This window comes from Paenibacillus sp. J53TS2 (assembly GCF_018403305.1).
Taxonomy (GTDB): Bacteria; Bacillota; Bacilli; order Paenibacillales; family Paenibacillaceae; genus Fontibacillus; species Fontibacillus rhizolycopersici.
In genome coordinates this window covers 296,210-317,746 of sequence record NZ_BOSK01000004.1, presented here as the reverse complement: position 1 = coordinate 317,746, position 21,537 = coordinate 296,210, and the positions used below count along the sequence as shown (strand labels likewise).

Sequence of the window (21,537 nt, the reverse complement as noted above, 5' to 3'; positions counted from 1 at the left end):
TCGTTATCCCTGCTTTTATGTTTGTTTTTTCGCAGCGCTCAAATAATGCTCTATCCCGTCAAGAATCCGCTCCAGACCGAATTCAATGTCATTCCCCACGCCGCCCTCGGCTTCATCTTCTCCGGTGTACTCTCCCGACATGATCAATGGATGTAAATAGGGGAAACGCTCCGGGGTGACGAGCTCTTTCAAAGCAGCACTGTAGCTATAACCGCTAAATTCACCCAGGCTAGTCCCCGAACTGAAGGCCCGGTCCATGTCGCGTTGCAGGATTCCGCATGCGCGCGCATAACTGCTCAGGAGAAGGATGATTGACATTTTTACATACCCGCTGATTGGGAAGTCTCGCATTCCCTTTAATGCCCAATCGACAAACCGTAAACTGTTGGGTGTGATTGGCGCTCCATAAATCGGGAGATCAGCAAACCAGGGATGCTCCTTATATACTTTCACCGTACTCCAAACGAAGGTACGCATCATCCCTCGCCAATCCTCCGGATCCTGTTCCTCAGGAAGGAGGATGTCACAGATCGCCTCTTGCATCAGAAGCAGCAGATCATCCTTGCTTGGAATGTATCGATACAACGACATGGCCGTATAACCCAGCGCTCCGGCGACCCGGCTCATGGATACGGCAGCGAGCCCGTCCTTATCCGCAAGTGCAACTGCGGTACGGACAATTTCCGGAATGCTTAGCTCCCGTTTGGGCCCCCGTTTAGGCTCCGGAATCAATCCCCAGGTTAATGCAATTCCGTGAGGAAGCCCCTTCGTATAGTTACGATCGTCCGTCTTATTTCCATTCTCGTTCATGCGCGTGTCTCCTGTCCAAAATGCAACTGCTTATTATATAAGCAATATACCACAAAACAAGGGACAACATCCATGAACGTGTACATGAAGCATCCGCTTCAATTCAACCGAACGATGTGACCAACAACTCGTCCTGCGCACGAAACTTCAATTGCCCGATCCCGACTGCGGACAGTTCTACCGGGTAGAAATGGGCCGCTTTCCGGTTGGAGAAATACCATTCCCGTCTGTCCCTGACGACGATCAGCAGCCCATATTCATCGCCAACTGGGGTCAGTCCCTCATCGTCCCCTCTCCAATTCGGTATCCCTGCCGCGTTCAAACGACGAACCAAGGGGAGGACTTCGGATGTAACGATACCGATTTCACTAACCCCCATGATGTCATCGACGGTAAAATCGTGGCTGATCCCGCTGGGTAAATGATGCCGGGCAATCCATTCGACAATGTTACCGGACGGATCTTCAAAATAAACCGCATGCGCGTTCCAGGAGGTAAAGAACACCTCATCTTCCCCCTGTTCACGGATCAATGGAACTCTCGCCGCCAACCACTGCTTGGCTTCAACAAATTTATTCTCCGGTATGTTCAGCGCAAAATGATAAAACGGCGAGACGCTCTCCTGGGCCAAACGAAACGTGAGCAGCGTGGTTCCGGCTTGAATCGTGAAGTGCTCCAGTCCTTGCTCGATTAAGGCAAACCCCAGGATTTCCGTGTAGAAGGCTTCCGTCTCCTGCAGTTGCCCCGACCACAAAGTCATTTCCGTAAACTTCATGTTCCCCTCTCCCCATGACGGACGATGAACGCCCCCCTACCGGATTAAGCCAAACTCTCGAGGTATTCGCGGATCTGCCCCGGCGTTTTGGCGAATTTGCTGTGTAGATGGGCAAGCTTCTCCCCGTTTTTATAGACGAGCAGGCTCGGAATGCCCCGCACCTCGTTAGCTTCGGCCAACGGCTGGAATTCCTCGGCATCCATCGCGTAGAACTCCTTGTCCGTATGCTCGGCGATGATATCTCCAATAAACCGATCGAGGTTTTTGCAGTCCGGGCACCAGGTTGTATCGAATTTAATGACCGTATACTGGTCTCTTTGAATCAATTGTTCGAATTGCGTTTCCGATTGGACTCTTTCCATCCGGATCCACTCCTTTAATTGTAGATTTGATAGTTTAAATTTGAATATTCACCTTAGATCGATTATAACGCATTCGCGCGAAGACGCCATAGTCTTCATCAAGGTTTCATCTTTACGGATCCATGGTACAATCATGGGTAAAAATAGAGCGAAAGGATTGGCTTCATCATGCTCCTCGCGATTCTCTTGTTTCTTGTCGCCGGACTCGCCGAAATCGGCGGCGGCTATTTGATCTGGCTCTGGCTCCGGGAATCCAGGCCGCTCTGGTATGGCATCACTGGCGGGTTGATCCTCATCGTCTACGGCATCGTTCCGACCCTGCAAAAGTTCCCTTCTTTCGGTCGCGTATATGCAGCCTACGGGGGCGTCTTCATCGCGCTCGCGATATTATGGGGCTGGTGGGTAGACAAGAAGACGCCCGACCTCTACGATTGGCTTGGCGCCGCAATCTGTTTGATCGGCGTATCGATTATCCTTTGGGCCCCACGTCACTAGAAAGGACATCTAAGCGATGAATCTCTCTGCCATTTCTGCGGCCATTCAGCCGCTTCAATTACGAAGCTGTCTCATCAACCGGGAAGGCCAGCTTGTCCTCGAGCATTATCGTAACACGCAAGTGGCTGACCAAATCGCCAAAACCAATTCCTGCACAAAAAGCTTCCTATCAGCCTTGATCTGCATCGCCTTCGACCGCGGTCTGCTGCCTCCACCCGATACGCAAATCCGCACCTTCTTCCCCTTATTGAATGCGGACTCCGACGAACGGAAGCGGGAGATCACCCTGCGGCATCTCCTCACCATGTCGGGAGGGTGGAATTGGACAGAATTCGGCGAGCATAACTCGTTTCCACGGATGACCCGCTCCCGCGATTGGGTCCGGTTCGCTCTGGATCAACCGATGGCCGATCGCCCCGGCGACCGGATGGAATACAACTCGGGCGGCTCCCAGCTCCTCTCGGCAATCTTGGTCCAAGCAGCCGGCATGCCGACAGCCCGTTTTGCCGAAGAGAACCTGTTCGGCCCGCTCGGCATCGAAACCTACCGCTGGGAGCAAGACCCGCAGGGAATTCATACCGGCGGATTCGGATTATGGCTCCGGCCAACGGATATGATGAAGTTCGGTTTATTGTATTTACAGCAAGGCGCCTGGAACGGACGACAACTGATCAGCCAGGAACGCCTGAAGGAGTCCGTCCATCCCGCGATTGACGTCGAAGCCCCCCATCGCGGCTGCTATGCCTGGCATTGGTGGACGGACGTATACACGGGGGAGCGGGAGTCGTCTTTTGAGTTTTTCTATGCCCGCGGCTACGGAGGACAATTCATCTACGTGATCCCAAGCCTGGAGACCGTCGTCGTTCTGACCGATGATAAGCGCAAAAGAGACCGCCCTCCGACCGAAGTATTCCGATTGAACATCGCTCCCCATCTTTAAACGAAGAGCCCTCCCTTGTTGGGAAGGCTCTTTTGAAGTTGACGATAGCAGAGGTTAAAGCGTTGGGATCGTTCCTCCATCGATGACGTATTCGCTGCCTGTTATGGACGCTGCCCGGTCAGAGACAAGGAACGCCACGAGTTCGGCTACATCCTCCGGTCGTCCCGGATGACCCAGCGGAATACCGCCAAGCGACTGCATCAGCTGCTCCAGGGCGCTCTCCCGACTACCCGTCTCTGCAGCAATTCGGTCGATTAAAGCATCGGCCGCTTTCGTCTGAATAAACCCGGGAGAAACTGTGTTGACACGGATGCCTTGCGGTGCAAATTCTTTGGATAACCCTTTGCTGTAGTTCGTTAACGCCGCTTTCGCCGCGGCATAGGCCAAAGTCGTTTCGAACAGCGGCAGCTTACGTTGGATCGAAGAGATGTGCACGATCGCCCCTTTCCCCTTCTCCAGCATCGATGGCAGTAGTCCCCGGTCCAAGCGAACGGCGCTAAGTAAGTTCCAGTTCAGCGCGTAGATCCAATCCTCTTCGCGAAGTGCCAAGGCCCCGCCTGGAGGCGTGGTCGATCCGCCAACGCAGTGAATGAGGATATCTACGCCGCCCATGCGCTCCAGGACCGTACGGGTCACCTCCTCCGCCCCTTCAGGGGTCGCCAGGTCTGCGGCTACGAACAGCAGCGGATCGCCTGGCGATTCCGGCATCGATCTGGCCGTCGTCATGACAACGGCCCCCGCAGCGACTAGCCTCGCTGTAATGGCTTGTCCCATCCCTTTGGTGCCCCCTGTCACAAGTACTTTTTTACCGGCAAACTCCGTATGAATCTGATTTAAGTCGAATTTCATCTTATCCCTCCGTAATTTCCAATTTGCTGATCTGTCCTTGATCTAAGGTGAATCCAAACCAAAATCGATACGGCCCCCCTGGATAATCGCCGGTGATTTCGGCCAGAACCGCCCATTCCTTATCCCTTGGCTCCACCGCGATAAGATCCGCATAAACCCGGGCCCCGATATAGTTCTGATCGCTCCAGGAACGGATTGAGCTTAGCCCCTCATACCTTCCTCCATCGTCCAAAACTAATGCGTTATCCCCGAAGCAGGCAAGCAAGTCCTCCGTTTGGTGCTTATCACTTGCCCGAAAAAAATCACGAATCGTTTGAGGTAACCCTACCTCGATGTCATTCCTAGTCATTTCTGCTCCACTCCTTAGCTTTAGCATCTGGTCCTCGATCCGCATTACTTGGTTGAACCGGGCCCAAATCCATTTTACGATTGACCCCTTATATCGTCTAATTTATAGTATTCATGTAAATAATAAATTAAATTAATATAAAAGGTGAGGTGACTACTGTGGAACTCACGCAACTCGAGTATTTCCTGACGGTTGCCCGCTTGCAGCATATGACCCAAGCCTCCAAGGCGCTGAATTTAACCCAGCCGGCCTTAAGCCACGCCATTTCCAAGCTCGAGCATGAACTTGGCGTTCCGCTCTTCGAGCGAAGCGGCCGAAACCTGGAGCTTAACCGGTACGGTCAGATGTTCATGGTCTGGGTTGAACAAGCGATGCAGGATTTGACCAACGGCACTCGGGAATTGCAGGAATGGACAAATCCGGAGACCGGAGTTGTTGCCTTGTCGTACCTGAATATCCTAGGCGTTGATCTCGTGCCAACACTGATCCGCGATTATCAACGAAGCCATCCGCAGGTCCGATTCGAATTAACGCAAGGAAATCTCGGAGACATCGACGAGCACTTGAACAAAGGACTCTCTGATCTCATGATCACTTCCCGAGAATCGTTTATGGAGCTCCATGAATGGATCGTGATCCAAACGCTTCCGCTATTTATCGTTGTTTCGGCACAACACCCCTTAGCTAATCGCCCTTCGTTAAGCTTAACGGAATTGTCCGGAGAGCCGTTCGTGGGGTTGAAAAACAACTGCGGTCTCAAAGCGACCCTACTCGCTCGGTTCCAAAGCACCGGATTTTCGCTAGCATCCACGTATGATGCCGAGGATTTGATCACAGTAGCAGGCTTCATTAAGGCCGGTTTAGGCGTATCCGTCCTACCGAAGACGATGGGACTGGAGCTCGAAGGACTCGCATGGATTCCCATTCAGGAGGAAGGCTGGGAATGGGAGCTTGGCCTCAAGTGGCGAAAAGATCGCTACGTTTCGCCAGCGGCCAAGCGGTTCATCGAATATGTAAATGGTCTATGCTATGATAAAAAAAGCAACTAACTCGAAAATCCAAGGAACGAAAAGGAGATACAGATGAAAGCACTTATCCTCCCGAAACCGGGAAAACCTGATACGCTTGAAATCGCCGAGTTGCCTATGCCCGTGCCTGGCCCTGGCGAAATTCGGGTTCGCGTTCATGCCGCCGGCTTGAATCCGATCGATTACAAAGTATCGCCAAACGGGAATCCAGCCTGGGTGTATCCGTTCGTGCTTGGGATCGACGTTGCGGGTGTCGTTGATACTGTTGGCGAAGGCGTCACTACCTGGAAGACGGGCGACCGGGTTGCCTACATGGCCGATTTCACCCGGCCTGGCGGATTCGCCGAATACACCGTCACCGTCGCTCATACGGTGGCGGCGATCCCGGACGGCGTATCCTTTACGGACGCAGCGGCGTTTCCTTGCGCCGGGCTAACGGCTTACCAGATTTTGACGCGCAAAATGCAGATCCGTTCAGGGCAATCCCTCCTGGTCCATGCCGGAGCGGGTGGGGTTGGCGGATATGCCATTCAACTTGCCAAGCTCTACGGTGCCTCTCCCATCCTCGCAACGGCTTCGCCGCAGAATGCGGACTACGTCCGAAGCCTTGGCGCGGATGAGGTCATCGACTATAACTCGGATAACGTTCAGGAACGCGTCATGGCTATCACGAACGGGGTTGGCGTGGATTTGATCATCAACTCGTTGAACCGAGCAACGGCCCAGCTGGACTTAGACACCCTGGCCTTCGGCGGGCAACTGGCCTGTATTGCCGGCGCACCGGAGACAGTGGCCGATTTCCAGCCGTCCAGCAAATCGTTTACGCTGCATAAGCTGATGATTGCCGGTGCTTATGGCTCAGGGAGTCGGAAAGCCGAGGAAGATCTCGCTGTCATGGCTGGCGAATTTATGGCTCTGCTGCAGCATAACAAAGTCGACTCTTTGGTCCAGGAAGTGATTCAACTGGAGCAAGTACCGGACGCCTTGATTCGCCTATCCCAGCGCCATGTCCGCGGCAAAATCGTCGCCGAGCTGTAACGATTCGCTTATCCTTGAAGCACAAAGAAGCCCATTCCAATGCTCTGGAATGGGCTTCTTCTTCAACTCCCAGTTCAAGCGCCTTCTCCGTGTTCCAGCGCTTCCTGCGTAATCCGCCTGATGTCGATCGGCGAGCTCGTCCCCTCGTTGACCATGTCCGTTAGAATTTCACGTAGGAAGTAGTCGACGCAATGAAGACGGATATTTTTGATTTTAACCAACGCATCGCGGTACATCTTGACGAATTCCTACTCTGTATTCCCCCGCTGCAGTTCGGCAAACGCCTCGTAGACCTGATCCATCTTGTCGGCGACCTCGAGAATGAGCCCTTCGACAGTATGGTCCTTCCCTTCGCGAAGCTGGTTGCGGAAGATCGCTTTAAACGCTTCGGGGATATGCTCATCGATGAAATTGTGGACCATGCCCTCTTCAACCTGCTGGATCAAGTTCCGCAGCTCGATCGATGCGTGCTTGACCGGCGTCTTGATATCCCCAATAAAGATCTCGCCGTAATCATGACTGCTCGTAATTTCATACAACTTCTTCCAGTCGATAACAACGCCATGTTGTTCTTCGATATCGGCTAAAGTTTTCGCGTACTGCACGACTTTCCAGGAGTGCGCCGCCACGCTATGTTCTTCGAATTTGAACCTTCCGGGACAGCGATAGATGCGTTCCAGTTCATTTAAGGAGCGAAAATAAGCATGAATGCCCATCAGATCATCCATCTTTCTGTTGGTTTTTACCTCCAGTATAGATGGTGATTGTTAGGGGCACGTCAAATCCAACGAATCCCTTCTTCCTCCTTCTCCCCTTCGTCCGCGCTTTCACGGACCAGCGAGGCGAACTTTCCCCTGACTTGCGCGGCAAGATGCTGAGGCGTTAGTTCCATCTGCAAGCCGATTCTTCCGGCAGATACGAGAATCGTATCCAAGCTTTCGGCTTGACTGTCGATAAAGGTCGGGAACAATTTCTTCATACCGACCGGAGAGCAGCCGCCTCGGACATATCCGGTGTGCTGCAGCAGATCCTTGAGCGGCAGCATCTCGATTTTTTTGACCCCGGCTGCTTTGGCTGCCTTCTTCAAGTCAAGCTCTTCGGCTACCGGAATTATAAACACGAATAACGCTGGGCCTTGATGAGCCACCAGCGTCTTGTACACCTTCTCCATCGGTTTGCCAATCTTCTCCGCCACAGCGGTCCCGTGAATTTGCCCGTCCTCGGCATCGTACGCGAAGATGTTGTATGGCGTTTTGGACTTCTCCAGCATCCGCATGGCATTCGTTTTGGTCTCTGCCATTGATCCCACTCCTTTGATATCCATGTTTCCCTTATGAAAATTATCCTAGCACTTCCGTTGCGTGGGTGACAGGCCCAGATCGGTTTAAAATGTTTTTTCTGAAACGGTTTCCTAGTCCTTCTATCTTCAAATATTTATGTTCTAAGTTATATTAGTTAATTAATTAACGCATTCTCCAATACTTATTTACATTCTTAAACTCTTTTCCTACAATAAAGGTAAAATATCAACCAGGAGAGAAGAGATCCCCATGGACGTAACCGATCAACGAATTCTTGAATCCCTCAAGCAAAACAGCCGCATGACCGCCTCTGACATTGGCAAGCGAGTCGGGTTGTCCGTCCCCGCCGTATCCGAGCGCATACGCAAGCTGGAGGAAGCCGGGGTCATCGAGGCCTATACGGTGAAGATCAACCGGGGGAAAACCGGCCACAAGCTACTCGCCTTCGTGTTTGTCGGCATTGAGCATACCAAGCATATAGACAACTTTCGCACTAGGATCGTCGCCTGTGAACCGGTCTTGGAATGTCATCACCTTGCCGGTGAATACGATTATTTGCTTAAGGTGCTCGTCGAAGATACCACACAACTGGAGCGTTTTTTGTCCGACACGTTGAAGCAGCTTCCCGGTGTTGTGAAGAGCAACACTATGATTTCCCTTTCCACCATGAAGGAAAACATCAACCTATGAGAGGAAACACAAGCCTGGTCCTGCGCGGTTTCAAATTCGGGATGCTGCTGCAGTTGGCCGTTGGCCCGGTCTGCCTGTTTATTTTTCAAACCGGTTCTCAGCATGGATACGGTGCGGCCGCGACTGGCGTTCTCGGGGTCACCCTGGTGGACGCGATGTTTATGGGGGCAGCGTTGCTGGGGGTCTCCACCCTGCTCGACAGAGAGGGCGTTCGATCGATGCTGAATGGGTGCAGTGCGGTCGTCGTGGGTTTATTCGGGGTCATTACGATGCTCAGCGCGATTCCGATGGAGATGGAGGTGCCGCTGCTCCTTAGCCCGCCGTGGCTCGGTCTTGACGGGAATTACGGGGTCTACGCCATTTTGCTCACCGCCTCCAACCCATTAACGATCCTGTTCTGGGCGGGGGTGTTCGGCTCCAAAATCGCCGAGCCAGGTTTGGATCTAAGTGGCTCACAGCTAATCTGGTTTGCGATGGGCGCTTTGCTGGCTACCTTCGGCTTTTTGAACCTGATCGCATGGATCGGAAGTCTGGCGAATGCATACATTCCACCACTGATGACGACAGGTTTGAACCTTCTCGTGGGTCTCGTCCTGATTGCTTATGCGTTACGTATAGTGAAAGCGCGCCATAAATCTTAACACGATCCCGGATCTCTTTTCACGCTCCTCTAACAAACGCTCCTTATGCTGGTCTTAAGAACTTCGCTCTCCGTCTTGGCGGGCGAACTACAGCAGGAGGAATTCCTATGCCGGCCTTATGGATGCATTTGGAGTATGGAGAACGGCTTGTAACCGATTTTCAAGAACGTTTGCCATTATTACGCGGGCTTCCGGCTCTACGCAAGCTCTATCATGTTGGCTGCCAGGGGCCGGATGTTCTACTTTTCCATGGCTTTTTGTCCAGGAGTAGCCCCAGTCAAGCATTTCGACTCGGCAACCTCATGCACAGTCGAAGCTGCGGATCGGTATTAGTTGATGTTTTCGCACATAGCCTCACGCTCCCCGAACCCGATCGCTCGGATGCCTTGCTGTATTTCCTCGGTTTTCTCACCCATCACCTTCTCGACCGTAATCTACACCCTTACATTAATTGGAGTGCCGGTTACAAAGGGCTGGACCATCAGCGCTTCGAAATTGCCTTGGACGCTGCATTCCTGTGGAAGCTAAAGCAATTGGACGTTTCGCGTCATCCCAGTTGGAAAGAAATCGATCTCGAAGCCGGGTTGCCCCTGCATATTCGCCGGGTCCTCCACGAGACTTGTCTCGCCCATTACCCCGAGATGGATAACCTGCCATTCACCAGCTGGCAAGCGGCCTATCGTGACATGCGACTCGCATTCCGTCTGCTGAACGATCCGAAGGGCTGGAAGAAGCGGTTGACGCCGAGACCGATCCGTGGCTTATTTTATCCGCCCGCCCCGTCTGTTTCGATCCCTTCCGCTCCGGATTATCTGAACGAACGGCATGCGAGGTGGCGGCATTCCGCCGTCTTATCCGAAGTCAGAACGGAAAGCGTGTGGGAGCTTTGGGAACAGGCGCTCGCGGACGGCGAACGAGTTCTCGGAGCCCTGGCGGAATGGCTAAATGAAGAAATCCCCGAAGCAGCCGTGCGGAAACGAGAACAGTTCCGGCAAACGTTAGGGGATCGCTCTTATGATACGGGAAAAGAATGCGTCAGCAATTTAGTCAATCGATACGCGGAGCCCATCTGGAGTCGCCGTCAACCGGTTAAGGTTTAGGCCGTCACCGGCGGCTGCGCTCCGGCATCGGGACCACCGCCGGCTCCCCGCAAGGCGTCTGCCCTGCCTTGGACAAGGTTCAGCTTCGCCACGACGGCGATGCCTAAAGCGAAGAACAGCAGCAGCGATAGAATCCCTAGACGCGGATTGCCTGTCCATTGTCCGATGAGTCCGAATGCAAACGGTCCAAAGATCGAAGAGAATTTACTCGTAATGTTGACGAAACCAAAAAATTCCCCCGTCCGGTTCGGCGGCATCAGATCGCTAAGGATCGAACGGGAAATCGATTGACTTCCCCCTTGGACCAACCCAACCATTATGGCCAGGATGTAAAAATGCAGTGCGCTACTCATCCCAAAACCCAAGAGAACGATCAGCACATAGATACCTAACGAGGCGATCAGCATCCGTTTAGGACCAAGGCGCGTAGCCGCTTTGCCAAGCAGAATGGTGCTGGGGAACCCGACGAATTGCGTAATGAGCAGAGCCAAGATCAGATCGCTGGTACCGATTCCAAGCGTCGTTCCATAGATGGTAGCCATCAGGATGATCGTGTTGATCCCGTCGTTGTAGAACCAGAATGCAGCGATCATTCGAAATAGTTGCGGATAGCGCCGGATGTCCCGGAACGTACCGCCGATTCGCTGACCGGCAGCCCGTACATATCCCCCCGTGGTTAGCCCGGACACTTGCTTGGATAAATTCGGCACCTTGCGCATGATCGGCAACGAGAAAACTAACCACCAAAGGCCTACGCTGAGAAAAGAAAGCCGAGTTCCCGCCAGTTCATCCCTTAGGCCAAACCACTGCGGCTGCTGAATCATCAAGAGGTTGATAGCCAGCAGAATCCCTCCGCCGACATACCCTGCTGCATAACCTTTAGCCGAAACGCCATCCCGATCCCGGGAAGGTACCAGATCAGGGAGCATCGAGTCGTAAAACGTCAGACTTCCAGAGAATCCAACCGTCGTGATGACAAGCAACGCCGAGGCGAGCAGCCAATCTCCCGGTCCGACGAGCGCGAATCCGGTTGTCCCGGCGATGCCTAGCAGGGCAAACCAGGATAGGAACGACGTTTTTCGCCCCGATAAGTCCGCGATGGATCCCAACAATGGCGAGATGAGCGCCACCAACGCCATGCCGATGGCATGCGTGTAGGCTAAATAAGACGCCGCGGTGCTTTCGCTTAAGCCTTGCGCCGCCACGCCAGCGTAAAAGATAGGAAGTACCGCCGCCAACACCGTGGTGGCGTAAGCCGAATTCGCCCAATCGTACAGGATCCAGGCACGTATCTTCGATTTGTTCATCCTTTTGCCCCCTCCCCTACGAATGTTTAGATTATAGTAGAATAGGATTAACGCCGTGTTTCTCCGGTGTTTGCGCTGAATAAAACCGTCATAGTAAAATAGAACCCTAAATCTCTCGATCACAGTTTGGCATGGAACGGAGAAGAGACATGGCCGATACGTTAAAATCGATGTATAACGAAGCATTTCTACGCGGCTTCGGCGGCAAAGTGAAGGGCGCCTACCCGGCGTTCGACGCGGATACATTTGTCGCCGCAGTGATGGACGAAACCTGGGACAAGCTGGAACTCAAAGCTCGAATGCGGCAAATCACATTGAAACTGGGTGCATGGCTTCCGCCAAGCTTTGCGGAGGCGCTGGACGTCCTGTACGCCATTGACGAAACCTGCGTTGGGTTCCCTTACTTGTTCTTCCCTGACTTCGTTGAGGTGTTTGGCAATGCCGAAGCGGACTGGCCGCTTGCCATGCAGGCGCTCGAGCGCTTTACGCCGAGGTCGTCCGCCGAGTTTGCCGTTCGTTCGTTTATCGAACGCGATCCGGAACGGATGATTCGTCAGATGGCGACATGGGCGGAACACGTCAATGAGCACGTTCGCCGCTTGGCGAGCGAAGGCTGCAGGCCGCGCCTCCCTTGGGGTCAAGCGCTGCCGATGTTCAAACGTGACCCTGCGCCAATCGTTCCGATTCTTGAGCGGCTAAAGGCCGATCCCAGCTTGTACGTCCGCAAGAGCGTAGCCAACAACCTGAACGATATTGCCAAGGACCATCCGGAATTCGTCTTGGAGCTCACTCGGCGTTGGAAGGGTACCCACCCGCACACCGATTGGATTGTGCGCCACGGCTGCCGCACCTTGATCCGCCGCGGCGGACCTGAAGCGCTAGAGCTGTTCGGCTACGCGGCCGTCGAGGACGGCCATCCGCTCACGACCACGGCGGCGCTTGAGATCGTGCCGACCGTACTGCATATCGGCGACAGTAGCGAGCTTCGCTACGAGTTGACGATCCGCGAAGGTGAACCGGCTAAGGTGCGTATCGAATACGGCATCGATTTCGTCAAAGCCGGCGGTCGAACCTCGCGTAAGCTGTTCCTGCTATCGGACAAAACTATCCCTGGCGGTTCGCGGATCGGCGGTGCAAGGAAGCACAGTTGGGCAGACCTGTCGACCCGCCGTCATTACCCCGGAGAACACCGCATCGTATTGTTGGTGAATGGTGTAGAAGTGGCTGAAACGGTATTAACGCTGCAAGTCACCGAATAACAAGCAAGACCTGGACAGGGTTGGCCAGGTCTTCTGTTCTTTCCCATAAACTTTTGCGGCAACAGTTCATCCTTTCGGAATCGGGATTTGGCAGATCATGGGATGCTCTTTTGCAGTTGGGGCTGTTTGTTGAAATTGAAACTTTTCTTTAGATCTGATTCACTCGATGGATTGGGTACGACCCATTCTGGTTAAGCTGGTGAAGGAGTCACCCGTGTAGGACAAGATATGACGAGGAGGAAGAGATCATGCCTATTGACGCTTATTTGTATTTTGATGGGAACTGCCGTGAGGCGGTTGAATTTTATGCCCAGGCATTCGGCGTGGAGCGGCCGCAAATTCTAACCTACGGCGAAGCGCATTCCGCCGAGCCGGATTATACGCTTCCCGAAGAAGCGAAGGACCGCGTCATGCATGCCAACCTTAAGGTTAGCGGCAGCAACCTGATGTTCTCCGACGTGTTCCCGGGTTCCCCCTATACCGTTGGAACCCATATCAGTTTGGCGCTGGTCAGCCCAAACCGGGAGGAGATCACCTCCGCATTTGAACGGCTCAAGGAAGGCGGTTCGGTTCAAATGGAATTGCAGGAGACCTTCTGGAGTCCTTGTTACGGCAATTTGAAGGACAAGTACGGCATCGAATGGCAGCTTAGTTATGACGACGGAAGAAACGGCATGTAAGCATGCCGTTTCTTCCGTTATTATTTCCCAAAGTAATCCTTCAGTGCCTCCACGATCGCCTTCGCTGCCTTGTCCTGTCCCGCTTCGCTTAACAGGACCGACTCGTTCTCAGCATTCGTCAGAAACCCAATTTCCGCCAGGACTGCCGGCACCTTGCTTGTTCGCAGCACCTTCCAGTCCTCCTGACGAACCCCTCGATCACGGAAATCCAAGGCTTCGATTAAATGCTGATGAATGTCCTCCGCAAGATCACGACTGCCATCTCCTTCAGCGTAATAATACGTCTCCGTTCCGGACACGTTCTCCGGCCCTTCATAGGTGTTGCCGTGAAGAGATATCAATGCATCGGCATGCAGCTCGTTGGCAACCTTGGAACGGTCCTCCAATTCGATAAACTCGTCATTTGTTCGAGTTAAGTACGGTTCGAACTTTGGATCCTGCCGAAGGAGATCAACCACTTTCCGAGCGAGGGCAAGCGAAAACTCTTTCTCCTCCCTGCCGCTCACACTGCTGGCCCCCGGGTCCTTTCCCCCGTGACCGGGGTCGATGACGATCCGGTATTTCCCTTCGGATCTGTCGGGTACGGGCACTTCCTCCCCGGTCGCCGGTGTGGACGACAAGAACCGATGACCGGAGCCTACTTTATCCTCACCACCGAAGGTGATCACTCCACCAAAGGATAACAAAACGATAACGATACCTAAGAAGGCAATGAAATACGCAACTTTCCCACTTCTCCCCATGTTGCTCTCCTCCCGCTTTTCTCCTCTTCTCCCTCTCCATCACCATCTATATCTCCGCTCAAAAACGAACGCGACTGCCCTCCAGAATTGGATCGGTACTCTCCACAATCACCTGCTGACCCTCGAAAACCCCTCCGGTAATGGCGGTGTTGTACCCGTTGCTTCCAGCAACTTCGACGTTAGCTCGAGCAACGTAGTAAGCATTGCCAAGCGGGCTTTCTCTGGGCTCAACCGTATAGACGAACGTACCGGCATCATCCTCATGGATCGCCGCTTTAGGCACTAGAAGCGTCCCCGCGCTTCCGGTTTTCGTCATAACGACTCGAGCCTTGATCCCACTGCGCAAATGGTCTCCATGGAGCGAAACCGTCAAGAGTTGACCGGGTGTTGTAGCTAGGTCCGTCTGATCGGTTCCGCTGCCGGTCGAATCGCTTCCTGCATTAGCTTCCAAGCTTGAGATCTGCCCCTGAACGATCGAATTTTCCTGATCTGGCAGCAGGACATCCAGCTCATCACCGACCCGCACAAGCTCCGCGACATCGTTTGGAATCAGCAGTTCAAGGCGAAACCCTTTGGAACTGTCGGATAAGCGGATATCCGGCCCCCCGGCGGAAGCTTGTCCTTCAACCGCTGAGATCTCGATGATCGTGCCGTCGAACGGGGCGACCAGTCGGCGGTTGTCCTCGATTTTGGTGTGTAAAGCCGCCAGATGCTGACCTTGTGTGGCGATATCGATCTTCGCGGTTTGTATGGCGGTACGAGCGCTTTGTTGTGCCGACTCATCTCCCACCTGTGCCGCCTGCTTGTAAGCTTCTTGCCCATCGGCAAGTAACAACTTGAGCTTCTCAAGGTTCGCCTTCATGTCGGCCAACTCTTGGGTTGCTTCACGGTCGTCATACTCGATCAGAAGGTCGCCCTTGTGAACCACATCCCCTTCTTTCACATGCACCTGACTGACTTTCCAGCCGGCCGGGTTCATTAAAGCCTGAGTGGCTCCGTATTTCAATAGAGCTGAACCTTCATATGAATGTGCCAGCTCGCCGGGACTCGCAGCGGCTACCAGCACTCTAGGTAGCATCAGGTTCTGCAGCGTGTTGCCAAGTAGCGTACAAACCAGTAGCAAGCCGATAAACAAACCGGCAAGCCATCTGATTTTCCGCTGCCTAACTCGCAGCCGCGACTCCTCATTCCATTGCGCTTCCAATGCGATTCCTCCGTCCTGCTAACCTTTAATTCCCGACAATTGTACCCCTTGGATGAAATAAGACTCTGCGTAGAAGAACAGCAGCAACATCGGCGTCATGTACAAGACGGAGGCCGCAAAACCGACTCCCCGCTCCTCCGAGGCAATGCGTGCCAGATAAAGCGACAACGGCTGTTTAAATGAATCCTGCAGGAAGAGGAGCGGCTGTTCGATCATATTCCAATAGTCCACGAACAACAGCACCGCTAGCGCCGCCAAACCGGGTTTGGCCAACGGGATAACGATATGCCGGTACACCGTCCACTCTCCAGCCCCATCTATTTTGGCAGCTTCCGCGTAAGCGCCAGGGATATGCGCCATGAATTGACGCAGCATAAACACCCCAAACGCGCCGAAGATTCCAGGCAAAATAATGGCCGCTTCCTTGTTCATCAGCCCCAACGTACTAGCCACCAAATAATTCGGCACCAGCGTCACTTGAAACGGCATCAGCATGGTTAAGAGATAGACCAGAAACAGCTTGTCCCTTCCGCGAAAACGCAGCTTCGCGAAAGCATAGGCTGCCAGAGAAGCAACCCAGGTCTGACCAGCGATGATCGGTACCACCATCCCCACCGAATTCCAGAACATTCGCAAGAATTTGGAATTCATGATCAAGACCTCCCGATATTGCCCGAAGCTCAGCCAATCCGGAAGTAGCTTTAGATTGACAAAGTGGGTATTGCCTCCCGCCGCAGCATCCGTCATCTGTCCGATGAGCCCGTAATTCAACCCGATCTCCGTCTCCGTCATCAACGAATTCGTAAACGTCAGGAGCAGTGGAACGGACATTAATAAGGCAATGAAGCCAAGTATTACTGTTAACGCTAGCTGCGGGAGCTGCCTCGACTTTTTCATCGTGCTTCCCTCCCTTCAGTCCAGAACATCCCGAAACCGCCGCTCCACCGAGAGAAGAACGATGACCAGGACGGAAATACAGAGAACCATCAGGGTAGCCGCCGCCGTTAGCTTCTGAATTTCCAGCGCCGCGAACATATTATTCATGTAGTGCTGCAGCATGTAAATCCGGTCATAGGGATAATCCCCTGCCAGCAAATACGTTTCGCGGAACACTTTAAACGAATTGATGATCGAGATCAGCACAACGAAGAACAGCGTTGGTGTCAAATAGACCAGCGTAATCCGTGTAAACTGATGCCACCTTCCCGCCCCCTCAATTCGTGCGGTTTCGTAGTAATCCCGCGGGATTTGCCGCAAGCCCGCCAGAAACAAGATCAGGTTGTAGCCGATGTTCTTCCATAGATACAACACCACCAGCACGACCATAGACCCGTTCGATTGCAGCCAGTCGACACGGCTATGACCCACATGAGTTAGCCAGGCGTTCAACGTCCCGTTCCAGTCGAAGAAGATTTGCCAGACCAGGACAACCGATGCCACAGGGACGACCAGCGGCAGAATCAGAGCGGTCTGTAAGCCTTGACGGAAGAACGGCCCTTTATTGATCAACAGCGCCAAGCTCAAGGACAAGGCGATCAGGAGCGGAACGCTGACCCCTGTGAATAACAGCGTGTTAGCAGCCGCTTTGCGGAACGAACCGCTGGCCAGCAGTTCCGAATAGTTGGACAATCCGATGAAGCTGCCGTTAAGGGTGCGGTTGGTCAAGGATTGAGAGATGCCCATCACAAATGGAATGATGTAAAACACTGCAAAACCAAGCACGCTCGGCGCCAAGAATAACAGCACTGCAGCGGTTTCCCTCCGAAACGTCCTCGACAGCCAACGGCTATTCATTGAGATACGTCGTAACTTTGTTTTGGATCAGGCCGGCGACGTCCTCGGCGGATTTCTGCCCGCTGAAGAAAGCTTGAGATTGTTCCATGATGATCTCTGACAGCTGATCCGGTTGAAACTTAGATACCAGATGGATTGCACCTGTCAGTTCGCTCTCCAGCGCGTCAAGTTCGTCCGAATTCACCTGGATCGGAACCCCTTTCAAAGGACCCTCTTTGGCGGTCGGTACGGAGCCGTCCTTCTTCAACTGTTCAACCTCCTGGGCGTACAACCGTTTATTGAGCGGAAAGCCGGCATGGTTCGGATCCACCGGCACTTGATCGGAGATCATGAACTTCACGAAGTCCCAGGCTTGTTCCTTCGCCTTGGAACTTTCATTCAGGCCGATGCTTCGGTAGGGTTGGAAATACCCGCCGGCGCCAACGTCCTGCGCGTGAGGTTTAACGTACAACTTCATGTTAGAACTCAGGAAGCTGTTTAACGATTCGAAATAATCGCCGGGCGAATTGATCTGTACCGGGAAGAAATAGGGGGTTCCCTCTGCGCCGATCACCCCGTCTTCGGACATTTTCTGGACCTGCTTCATTAAGCCGGTAAACGTGGCCGTGTTGAACTTGGCCGTCCCGTTGGGCTCATCCACGAACAGCGATAAATTGTCGGACACCATCCAGTTCAGCATATATTGGGGTTCGGTGTGGATGACATGCGGATACGTTTTGTTGACCAGCTGTTTGGACAGCGCCGCGAAATCGTTCCATGACCAGGACTCGTCGTTGATCTCAACCCCTGCTTGGGCAAGCGCTTCTTCGTCGCCGGCCAGTCCGTGCAGGAAGAACGAAATCGGCATGGCATACAGGCCGCCGCCGATCTTGGCATGATCCAAGATATTCGTGAAATAGTCCTCTCTCTTAAAGGCAGCATCCTGCGCGATGAGCTCATCGAAATTGACGAGAAGACCGTTCTTCACATAACTTGCTGCCGGCAAATCGTCCAGCAGCAGCAAATCCGGCCCCTTTCCTGCCAGCATGGCTGTATTGGTTTGGGTCTTGAATTTCTCCATTTCCGCTTCGAGATGGGCATTATCCGTCTGTACACTCTGGAGTTGAATATCTACCTCCGGGTGCAAGGCTTCATATTGGCTGACGAGCTCCTCCAAATGGGTATCCGGAAAAAATGTTGAAAAAGTCAACATGGTCTTCCCCGCATTCGCCGGGGCCTCAATCGGTTGTTCGGATCCTCTATCGCCGGATTCGCCGATTTGGATTTGGGGTGTTTCTCCTCCCCCGCCGCTGCATGCGGCAAGTGCAAACAACAGGAAGAAACCAGCGGCTGCAGATGCTCTTGCTCTCATTCTGATAGTGGTTTTCACCGTCTTTTACTCCTTTCGGCGCTATTGCGAAAGATAAACTCCTGTTTGATAGGCCTACTTCATCGTAAAGGGCAGATGTCACCATCGTTTGACCGAGTTGTCAACAAAATGTCTCTAAGTGCTTGCAAACACAAAAAAGACAGGGGCGTCATCGTTCACGCTCCTGTCCATTGAAAGAAAGTTATTTAAACTCGATAATGAAGGGCAGCCATTCGGCGCTCTGAGGGGAGGTTTCTGGATTTTGCACCTCTACGGGCTCCGGCTTCCCTTTCAGTAGACTTCTTCCGCCGAAAATCAGCAGTCTTCGGTTATCCGGGCTCCAGGCCATCTGAGATGGCAGAATGCCCTGATAAATCGGTTTGGCGTTCAGAACGTTGTTCCCCTGCAGCTTGCCGGCGAACAACGTTCCGTCCCCCTTGCTGTAGGCGACGTATTGGTGATCCCCGGACAGACTGAAGCTAAAAGCGCTGTCCAGCAAGACCGTCACCGCTTCATTCCGAAGGTCGTACGTGTATAACGTCCCATCCCTCCCCAGGAAGGCGACCTGATCGTCATTCATCCACGCGGCTTGACCGTCTCCGATCAACTCATGTTTATATTGAGCGGTGAATACCCCGTCTTTCCAGGTTCCGACGACAATCCAGGTTTCATCCATCCGTTGGTAGAGAAGAAACGCGCTGTTCCCGTCATCTGCAACATGGACGGAGGAATACAGCTCCGCCCGGCTGCCCTCGGGGATCGGGACCAAGTAGGTCGCTTGCGTTCCATTCTGCACATCGTACACCACGATATCGGATTGGCCTTTGCTCTCGGGTTGAGTGGTGTAACTCGCGAAAGAGAGGTACCGGCTATTATCTGACCAGGTGAACCATTTCGAGGTGAGTTGGGAAGGGTCAAAAGTGCTTAACTTTTGTTCCGTTCCATCGGCAAGAGACAGCAGCTTGAGCTCATACTTGCCATCGTTCTCCTCGATCGCTGTAATTCGCTGTCCATCCGGGGATAAATCAAATACAAACTGTTTAGGATCCACTTCGAGGACCTGCAGTAGGTTGTCATAAGGAGGCTTGATTTCCTGAAGACTTTGCGATCCCCCAGGTCCGCTAAAATACCCTAACAACGCATCCGCTCCGGACCAGCCGATCAACCCGCCTTTCGTGGCCAGTTCGATTCGGTAGATCTTCTGGACCTCGAACGGGCCGGTTTGTCCGCCTGAGTTCTGACTTTCGTCCGTGTCCGGAATGATGATCGTTTGGGTTTGCGGTCTCCCGCCGCAACTCGCTAACATCATGACACAGATCATCAACCAAACGAGGGTACGTAATCTCTTTCGTTTCATGACCGCTCCCTTTCCGCCATCATCAAGGGTAGCGCCACCTCAAGGGTCGTCATTTCGTGTTCGCTGCTCATCCGAATGTTCCCTCCATGATCGTCGACGATGGACTTCACGATGCCCAGCCCTAGCCCAACGCTCCCCGTCTCTTTAGCACCCTGTCGGTCCGGGACATAATACGGCTCGAAAATTTCAGTCAATTGGTTTGGCGGGATCGTCTCCCCCCGATTGATAACGAGGAAACGAGCCATCTCCCCCGCGCGTCCCCCCTGAACCTGGATCTCCGAACGAGCTTCGCTGTATTTGATGGCATTGTCTAGCAAATTGATAAACAATTGCCGGATGCGGTCTTCCTGCCCGTAAACCTCAAGCTGTTCGTCGATTTCGCAGCGGAGAGTTTTTTGGTAGCGTTTGGCTTTAAACGTTAAAGCCTCGCATGTATCGCGCAAAATTCGTCCCGTCTCAACGCGTCTGAACTCTTCACGTCCCGCCGTTTCCTTCGATAATTCCAGCAACCGCAAGACCATGTCGTGTAATCGTTCGCTTTCCTGGACAACATGGTTCATGCCTTTATCAAAAAAAGCCCGATCCGACTCCCCTTGTTGACGGATGATCTCGGCATAACCGAGGATCGAGGTCAGCGGGGTTTTGAGCTCATGGGTCACGTTGTCGAAGAACGTCTTCCGCTGCTGATTCAACCGCTCCAGACGGTCACGGTCGCGTTCAATGCGGGCGATCTGCTGCTTGATTTGACCGATCATTTCGTTGAAGTTAGCGGCTAACCGGCCGATTTCGTCTCGTCGCTTCTGCTTAACGTCGATGCTCACGTCCAAATTCCCGTTCATGACCTCATTGGAGGCTTTGCTGAGCTTGACTAAGGGGATGGTCATATTGCGTGACAGGATATAGGAGAACAGGAACGCCGCAGCCATAATCCCGAATGCTAAATAGGTGATGGTATCCAGAATCGTGCCACTTTGTTCGTACAGCAATGTAAAGTCCTTGGCAAATCGCAGGATCCCGACTTTGGTTCCGTCGATGATCACCGGGTAAGAGTAACGTACAGCCGCCATCCCTTGTTCATAGGAGATGGTATAAGCGGTTTTACCTTGAAGCGCCTGTTTTAAATCATCATCGGCCGCCTGGGTAAACGCCGCCTCCGAAGACGAATGAAGCAGCACCCCATCCACGGTATACGCGCTAACCTCGCTGGAGGTCGCCCTCTTCAGGTCATTTACGATCTCTTCAGACATTTGCCCGAAATAGAGATCATCGTTCGTGAAGTGATTGATCAGGAATGCCTGACGAACATAGACATTGCTGTTCTTCTTCAACCCAATCAAATCATCGGTGATAATGTTTCGGTTGCTCTTCTGGATGATGTGGTCCACGGTTTGATTCAGCAGGACAAAAGACAAGGCAAAGATAAGAAAGAAACCGACGAGAAACTTTCCCCGAATCGTACGGATCATA

At 53.1% G+C, this 21,537-nt stretch carries 23 protein-coding genes and 1 pseudogene; 9 read left to right on the top strand and 15 right to left on the bottom strand.

What is annotated here, in order from left to right:
- Positions 1-15 precede the first annotated feature (15 nt).
- The 3 genes from KJS42_RS11595 to KJS42_RS11585 form a co-directional block, all read right to left on the bottom strand.
- Complete coding sequence (locus KJS42_RS11595) at positions 16-810, bottom strand: TetR/AcrR family transcriptional regulator (RefSeq protein WP_213622915.1); 795 nt, start codon at positions 808-810, stop codon at positions 16-18.
- A gap of 103 nt (positions 811-913) precedes the next feature.
- Positions 914-1,585 carry a VOC family protein gene (locus KJS42_RS11590; RefSeq protein ID WP_213622914.1) on the bottom strand — a complete coding sequence of 224 codons (672 nt, stop codon included), beginning with the start codon at positions 1,583-1,585 and terminating at the stop codon, positions 914-916.
- Between the two features lie 44 nt (positions 1,586-1,629).
- On the bottom strand, positions 1,630-1,947 hold the full coding sequence (locus KJS42_RS11585) for a thioredoxin family protein (protein WP_155607887.1): 318 nt from the start codon (positions 1,945-1,947) through the stop codon (positions 1,630-1,632).
- A gap of 168 nt (positions 1,948-2,115) precedes the next feature.
- Between KJS42_RS11585 and KJS42_RS11580 the strand changes: the two genes are divergently transcribed.
- Positions 2,116-2,442, top strand: a complete 327-nt coding sequence (locus KJS42_RS11580) for a YnfA family protein (RefSeq protein WP_155607886.1) — start codon at positions 2,116-2,118, stop codon at positions 2,440-2,442.
- 16 nt (positions 2,443-2,458) lie between these two features.
- Positions 2,459-3,382, top strand: a complete 924-nt coding sequence (locus KJS42_RS11575) for a serine hydrolase domain-containing protein (RefSeq protein WP_213622913.1) — start codon at positions 2,459-2,461, stop codon at positions 3,380-3,382.
- A 54-nt stretch (positions 3,383-3,436) separates the two neighbouring features.
- Here KJS42_RS11575 and KJS42_RS11570 read toward each other — a convergent pair whose 3' ends face one another.
- Positions 3,437-4,231, bottom strand: a complete 795-nt coding sequence (locus tag KJS42_RS11570) for an SDR family oxidoreductase (protein ID WP_213622912.1) — start codon at positions 4,229-4,231, stop codon at positions 3,437-3,439.
- Position 4,232: 1 nt separating this feature from the next.
- Positions 4,233-4,580, bottom strand: coding sequence for a nuclear transport factor 2 family protein (locus KJS42_RS11565; RefSeq protein ID WP_213622911.1), 348 nt, complete (start codon positions 4,578-4,580; stop codon positions 4,233-4,235).
- Positions 4,581-4,738: 158 nt separating this feature from the next.
- Here KJS42_RS11565 and KJS42_RS11560 point away from each other — a divergent pair, with 158 nt between their 5' ends.
- Positions 4,739-5,629, top strand: a complete 891-nt coding sequence (locus KJS42_RS11560) for a LysR family transcriptional regulator (protein ID WP_213622910.1) — start codon at positions 4,739-4,741, stop codon at positions 5,627-5,629.
- Positions 5,630-5,662: 33 nt separating this feature from the next.
- Positions 5,663-6,646, top strand: a complete 984-nt coding sequence (locus tag KJS42_RS11555) for a zinc-binding dehydrogenase (protein WP_213622909.1) — start codon at positions 5,663-5,665, stop codon at positions 6,644-6,646.
- 74 nt (positions 6,647-6,720) lie between these two features.
- Here the strand turns inward: KJS42_RS11555 and KJS42_RS11550 are convergent.
- Together KJS42_RS11550 and ybaK are read right to left on the bottom strand one after the other, a co-directional pair.
- Positions 6,721-7,362, bottom strand: a pseudogene (locus KJS42_RS11550) (YfbR-like 5'-deoxynucleotidase).
- Positions 7,363-7,424: 62 nt separating this feature from the next.
- Positions 7,425-7,946: a Cys-tRNA(Pro) deacylase gene (ybaK, locus tag KJS42_RS11545; protein WP_213622908.1), complete on the bottom strand. Its 522-nt coding sequence runs from the start codon at positions 7,944-7,946 to the stop codon at positions 7,425-7,427.
- Between the two features lie 250 nt (positions 7,947-8,196).
- Here ybaK and KJS42_RS11540 point away from each other — a divergent pair, with 250 nt between their 5' ends.
- From KJS42_RS11540 to KJS42_RS11530, 3 genes are all read left to right on the top strand, one after another.
- Positions 8,197-8,637: an Lrp/AsnC family transcriptional regulator gene (locus KJS42_RS11540; protein ID WP_155607882.1), complete on the top strand. Its 441-nt coding sequence runs from the start codon at positions 8,197-8,199 to the stop codon at positions 8,635-8,637.
- Positions 8,634-9,278, top strand: a complete 645-nt coding sequence (locus KJS42_RS11535) for a LysE family transporter (protein WP_213622907.1) — start codon at positions 8,634-8,636, stop codon at positions 9,276-9,278. Before KJS42_RS11540 ends, KJS42_RS11535 begins: the two co-directional genes overlap by 4 nt.
- 107 nt (positions 9,279-9,385) lie before the next feature.
- Positions 9,386-10,378 carry a zinc dependent phospholipase C family protein gene (locus KJS42_RS11530; RefSeq protein WP_213622906.1) on the top strand — a complete coding sequence of 331 codons (993 nt, stop codon included), beginning with the start codon at positions 9,386-9,388 and terminating at the stop codon, positions 10,376-10,378.
- Here KJS42_RS11530 and KJS42_RS11525 read toward each other — a convergent pair.
- Positions 10,375-11,685: an MFS transporter gene (locus KJS42_RS11525; RefSeq protein WP_213622905.1), complete on the bottom strand. Its 1,311-nt coding sequence runs from the start codon at positions 11,683-11,685 to the stop codon at positions 10,375-10,377. The two genes, KJS42_RS11530 and KJS42_RS11525, sit on opposite strands and share 4 nt — an antisense overlap.
- Before the next feature lie 149 nt (positions 11,686-11,834).
- Here KJS42_RS11525 and KJS42_RS11520 point away from each other — a divergent pair, with 149 nt between their 5' ends.
- The gene (locus KJS42_RS11520) at positions 11,835-12,944 is read left to right on the top strand and encodes a DNA alkylation repair protein (protein WP_213622904.1); all 1,110 of its coding nucleotides are present in this window, start codon (positions 11,835-11,837) and stop codon (positions 12,942-12,944) included.
- 248 nt (positions 12,945-13,192) lie between these two features.
- Positions 13,193-13,624: a VOC family protein gene (locus KJS42_RS11515; RefSeq protein ID WP_193416089.1), complete on the top strand. Its 432-nt coding sequence runs from the start codon at positions 13,193-13,195 to the stop codon at positions 13,622-13,624.
- Positions 13,625-13,644: 20 nt separating this feature from the next.
- Here KJS42_RS11515 and KJS42_RS11510 read toward each other — a convergent pair whose 3' ends face one another.
- The 7 genes from KJS42_RS11510 to KJS42_RS11480 form a co-directional block, all read right to left on the bottom strand.
- Positions 13,645-14,367 (bottom strand): N-acetylmuramoyl-L-alanine amidase family protein, encoded by a 723-nt coding sequence (locus KJS42_RS11510; RefSeq protein WP_213622903.1) that lies wholly within the window; start codon positions 14,365-14,367, stop codon positions 13,645-13,647.
- A gap of 58 nt (positions 14,368-14,425) precedes the next feature.
- Positions 14,426-15,571 (bottom strand): efflux RND transporter periplasmic adaptor subunit, encoded by a 1,146-nt coding sequence (locus tag KJS42_RS11505; protein ID WP_213622902.1) that lies wholly within the window; start codon positions 15,569-15,571, stop codon positions 14,426-14,428.
- Between the two features lie 18 nt (positions 15,572-15,589).
- Positions 15,590-16,468 carry a carbohydrate ABC transporter permease gene (locus KJS42_RS11500; RefSeq protein ID WP_193416086.1) on the bottom strand — a complete coding sequence of 293 codons (879 nt, stop codon included), beginning with the start codon at positions 16,466-16,468 and terminating at the stop codon, positions 15,590-15,592.
- Between the two features lie 15 nt (positions 16,469-16,483).
- On the bottom strand, positions 16,484-17,365 hold the full coding sequence (locus tag KJS42_RS11495; protein ID WP_193416085.1) for a carbohydrate ABC transporter permease: 882 nt from the start codon (positions 17,363-17,365) through the stop codon (positions 16,484-16,486).
- Positions 17,358-18,734 (bottom strand): ABC transporter substrate-binding protein, encoded by a 1,377-nt coding sequence (locus tag KJS42_RS11490; protein ID WP_213622901.1) that lies wholly within the window; start codon positions 18,732-18,734, stop codon positions 17,358-17,360. Before KJS42_RS11490 ends, KJS42_RS11495 begins: the two co-directional genes overlap by 8 nt.
- 181 nt (positions 18,735-18,915) lie before the next feature.
- Complete coding sequence (locus KJS42_RS11485) at positions 18,916-20,070, bottom strand: WD40 repeat domain-containing protein (RefSeq protein ID WP_213622900.1); 1,155 nt, start codon at positions 20,068-20,070, stop codon at positions 18,916-18,918.
- Positions 20,067-21,536, bottom strand: coding sequence for a HAMP domain-containing sensor histidine kinase (locus tag KJS42_RS11480; RefSeq protein WP_213622899.1), 1,470 nt, complete (start codon positions 21,534-21,536; stop codon positions 20,067-20,069). The genes KJS42_RS11485 and KJS42_RS11480 overlap by 4 nt, the downstream gene beginning before the upstream one ends.
- Position 21,537: the final 1 nt, after the last annotated feature.

Excerpts from the sequence above, each read along its gene's own strand:
- KJS42_RS11590 (WP_213622914.1), bottom strand. The coding sequence starts at position 1,585 with ATGAAGTTTACGGAAATGACTTTGTGGTCGGGGCAACTGCAGGAGACG.
- ybaK (WP_213622908.1), bottom strand. The coding sequence starts at position 7,946 with ATGGCAGAGACCAAAACGAATGCCATGCGGATGCTGGAGAAGTCCAAA.
- KJS42_RS11555 (WP_213622909.1), top strand. The coding sequence starts at position 5,663 with ATGAAAGCACTTATCCTCCCGAAACCGGGAAAACCTGATACGCTTGAA.
- KJS42_RS11495 (WP_193416085.1), bottom strand. The coding sequence starts at position 17,365 with ATGAATAGCCGTTGGCTGTCGAGGACGTTTCGGAGGGAAACCGCTGCA.
- KJS42_RS11530 (WP_213622906.1), top strand. The coding sequence starts at position 9,386 with ATGCCGGCCTTATGGATGCATTTGGAGTATGGAGAACGGCTTGTAACC.
- KJS42_RS11585 (WP_155607887.1), bottom strand. The coding sequence starts at position 1,947 with ATGGAAAGAGTCCAATCGGAAACGCAATTCGAACAATTGATTCAAAGA.
- KJS42_RS11500 (WP_193416086.1), bottom strand. The coding sequence starts at position 16,468 with ATGAAAAAGTCGAGGCAGCTCCCGCAGCTAGCGTTAACAGTAATACTT.
- KJS42_RS11510 (WP_213622903.1), bottom strand. The coding sequence starts at position 14,367 with ATGGGGAGAAGTGGGAAAGTTGCGTATTTCATTGCCTTCTTAGGTATC.
- KJS42_RS11480 (WP_213622899.1), bottom strand. The coding sequence starts at position 21,536 with ATGATCCGTACGATTCGGGGAAAGTTTCTCGTCGGTTTCTTTCTTATC.
- KJS42_RS11540 (WP_155607882.1), top strand. The coding sequence starts at position 8,197 with ATGGACGTAACCGATCAACGAATTCTTGAATCCCTCAAGCAAAACAGC.
- KJS42_RS11520 (WP_213622904.1), top strand. The coding sequence starts at position 11,835 with ATGGCCGATACGTTAAAATCGATGTATAACGAAGCATTTCTACGCGGC.
- KJS42_RS11485 (WP_213622900.1), bottom strand. The coding sequence starts at position 20,070 with ATGAAACGAAAGAGATTACGTACCCTCGTTTGGTTGATGATCTGTGTC.
- KJS42_RS11525 (WP_213622905.1), bottom strand. The coding sequence starts at position 11,685 with ATGAACAAATCGAAGATACGTGCCTGGATCCTGTACGATTGGGCGAAT.
- KJS42_RS11570 (WP_213622912.1), bottom strand. The coding sequence starts at position 4,231 with ATGAAATTCGACTTAAATCAGATTCATACGGAGTTTGCCGGTAAAAAA.
- KJS42_RS11565 (WP_213622911.1), bottom strand. The coding sequence starts at position 4,580 with ATGACTAGGAATGACATCGAGGTAGGGTTACCTCAAACGATTCGTGAT.
- KJS42_RS11580 (WP_155607886.1), top strand. The coding sequence starts at position 2,116 with ATGCTCCTCGCGATTCTCTTGTTTCTTGTCGCCGGACTCGCCGAAATC.
- KJS42_RS11515 (WP_193416089.1), top strand. The coding sequence starts at position 13,193 with ATGCCTATTGACGCTTATTTGTATTTTGATGGGAACTGCCGTGAGGCG.
- KJS42_RS11575 (WP_213622913.1), top strand. The coding sequence starts at position 2,459 with ATGAATCTCTCTGCCATTTCTGCGGCCATTCAGCCGCTTCAATTACGA.
- KJS42_RS11535 (WP_213622907.1), top strand. The coding sequence starts at position 8,634 with ATGAGAGGAAACACAAGCCTGGTCCTGCGCGGTTTCAAATTCGGGATG.
- KJS42_RS11595 (WP_213622915.1), bottom strand. The coding sequence starts at position 810 with ATGAACGAGAATGGAAATAAGACGGACGATCGTAACTATACGAAGGGG.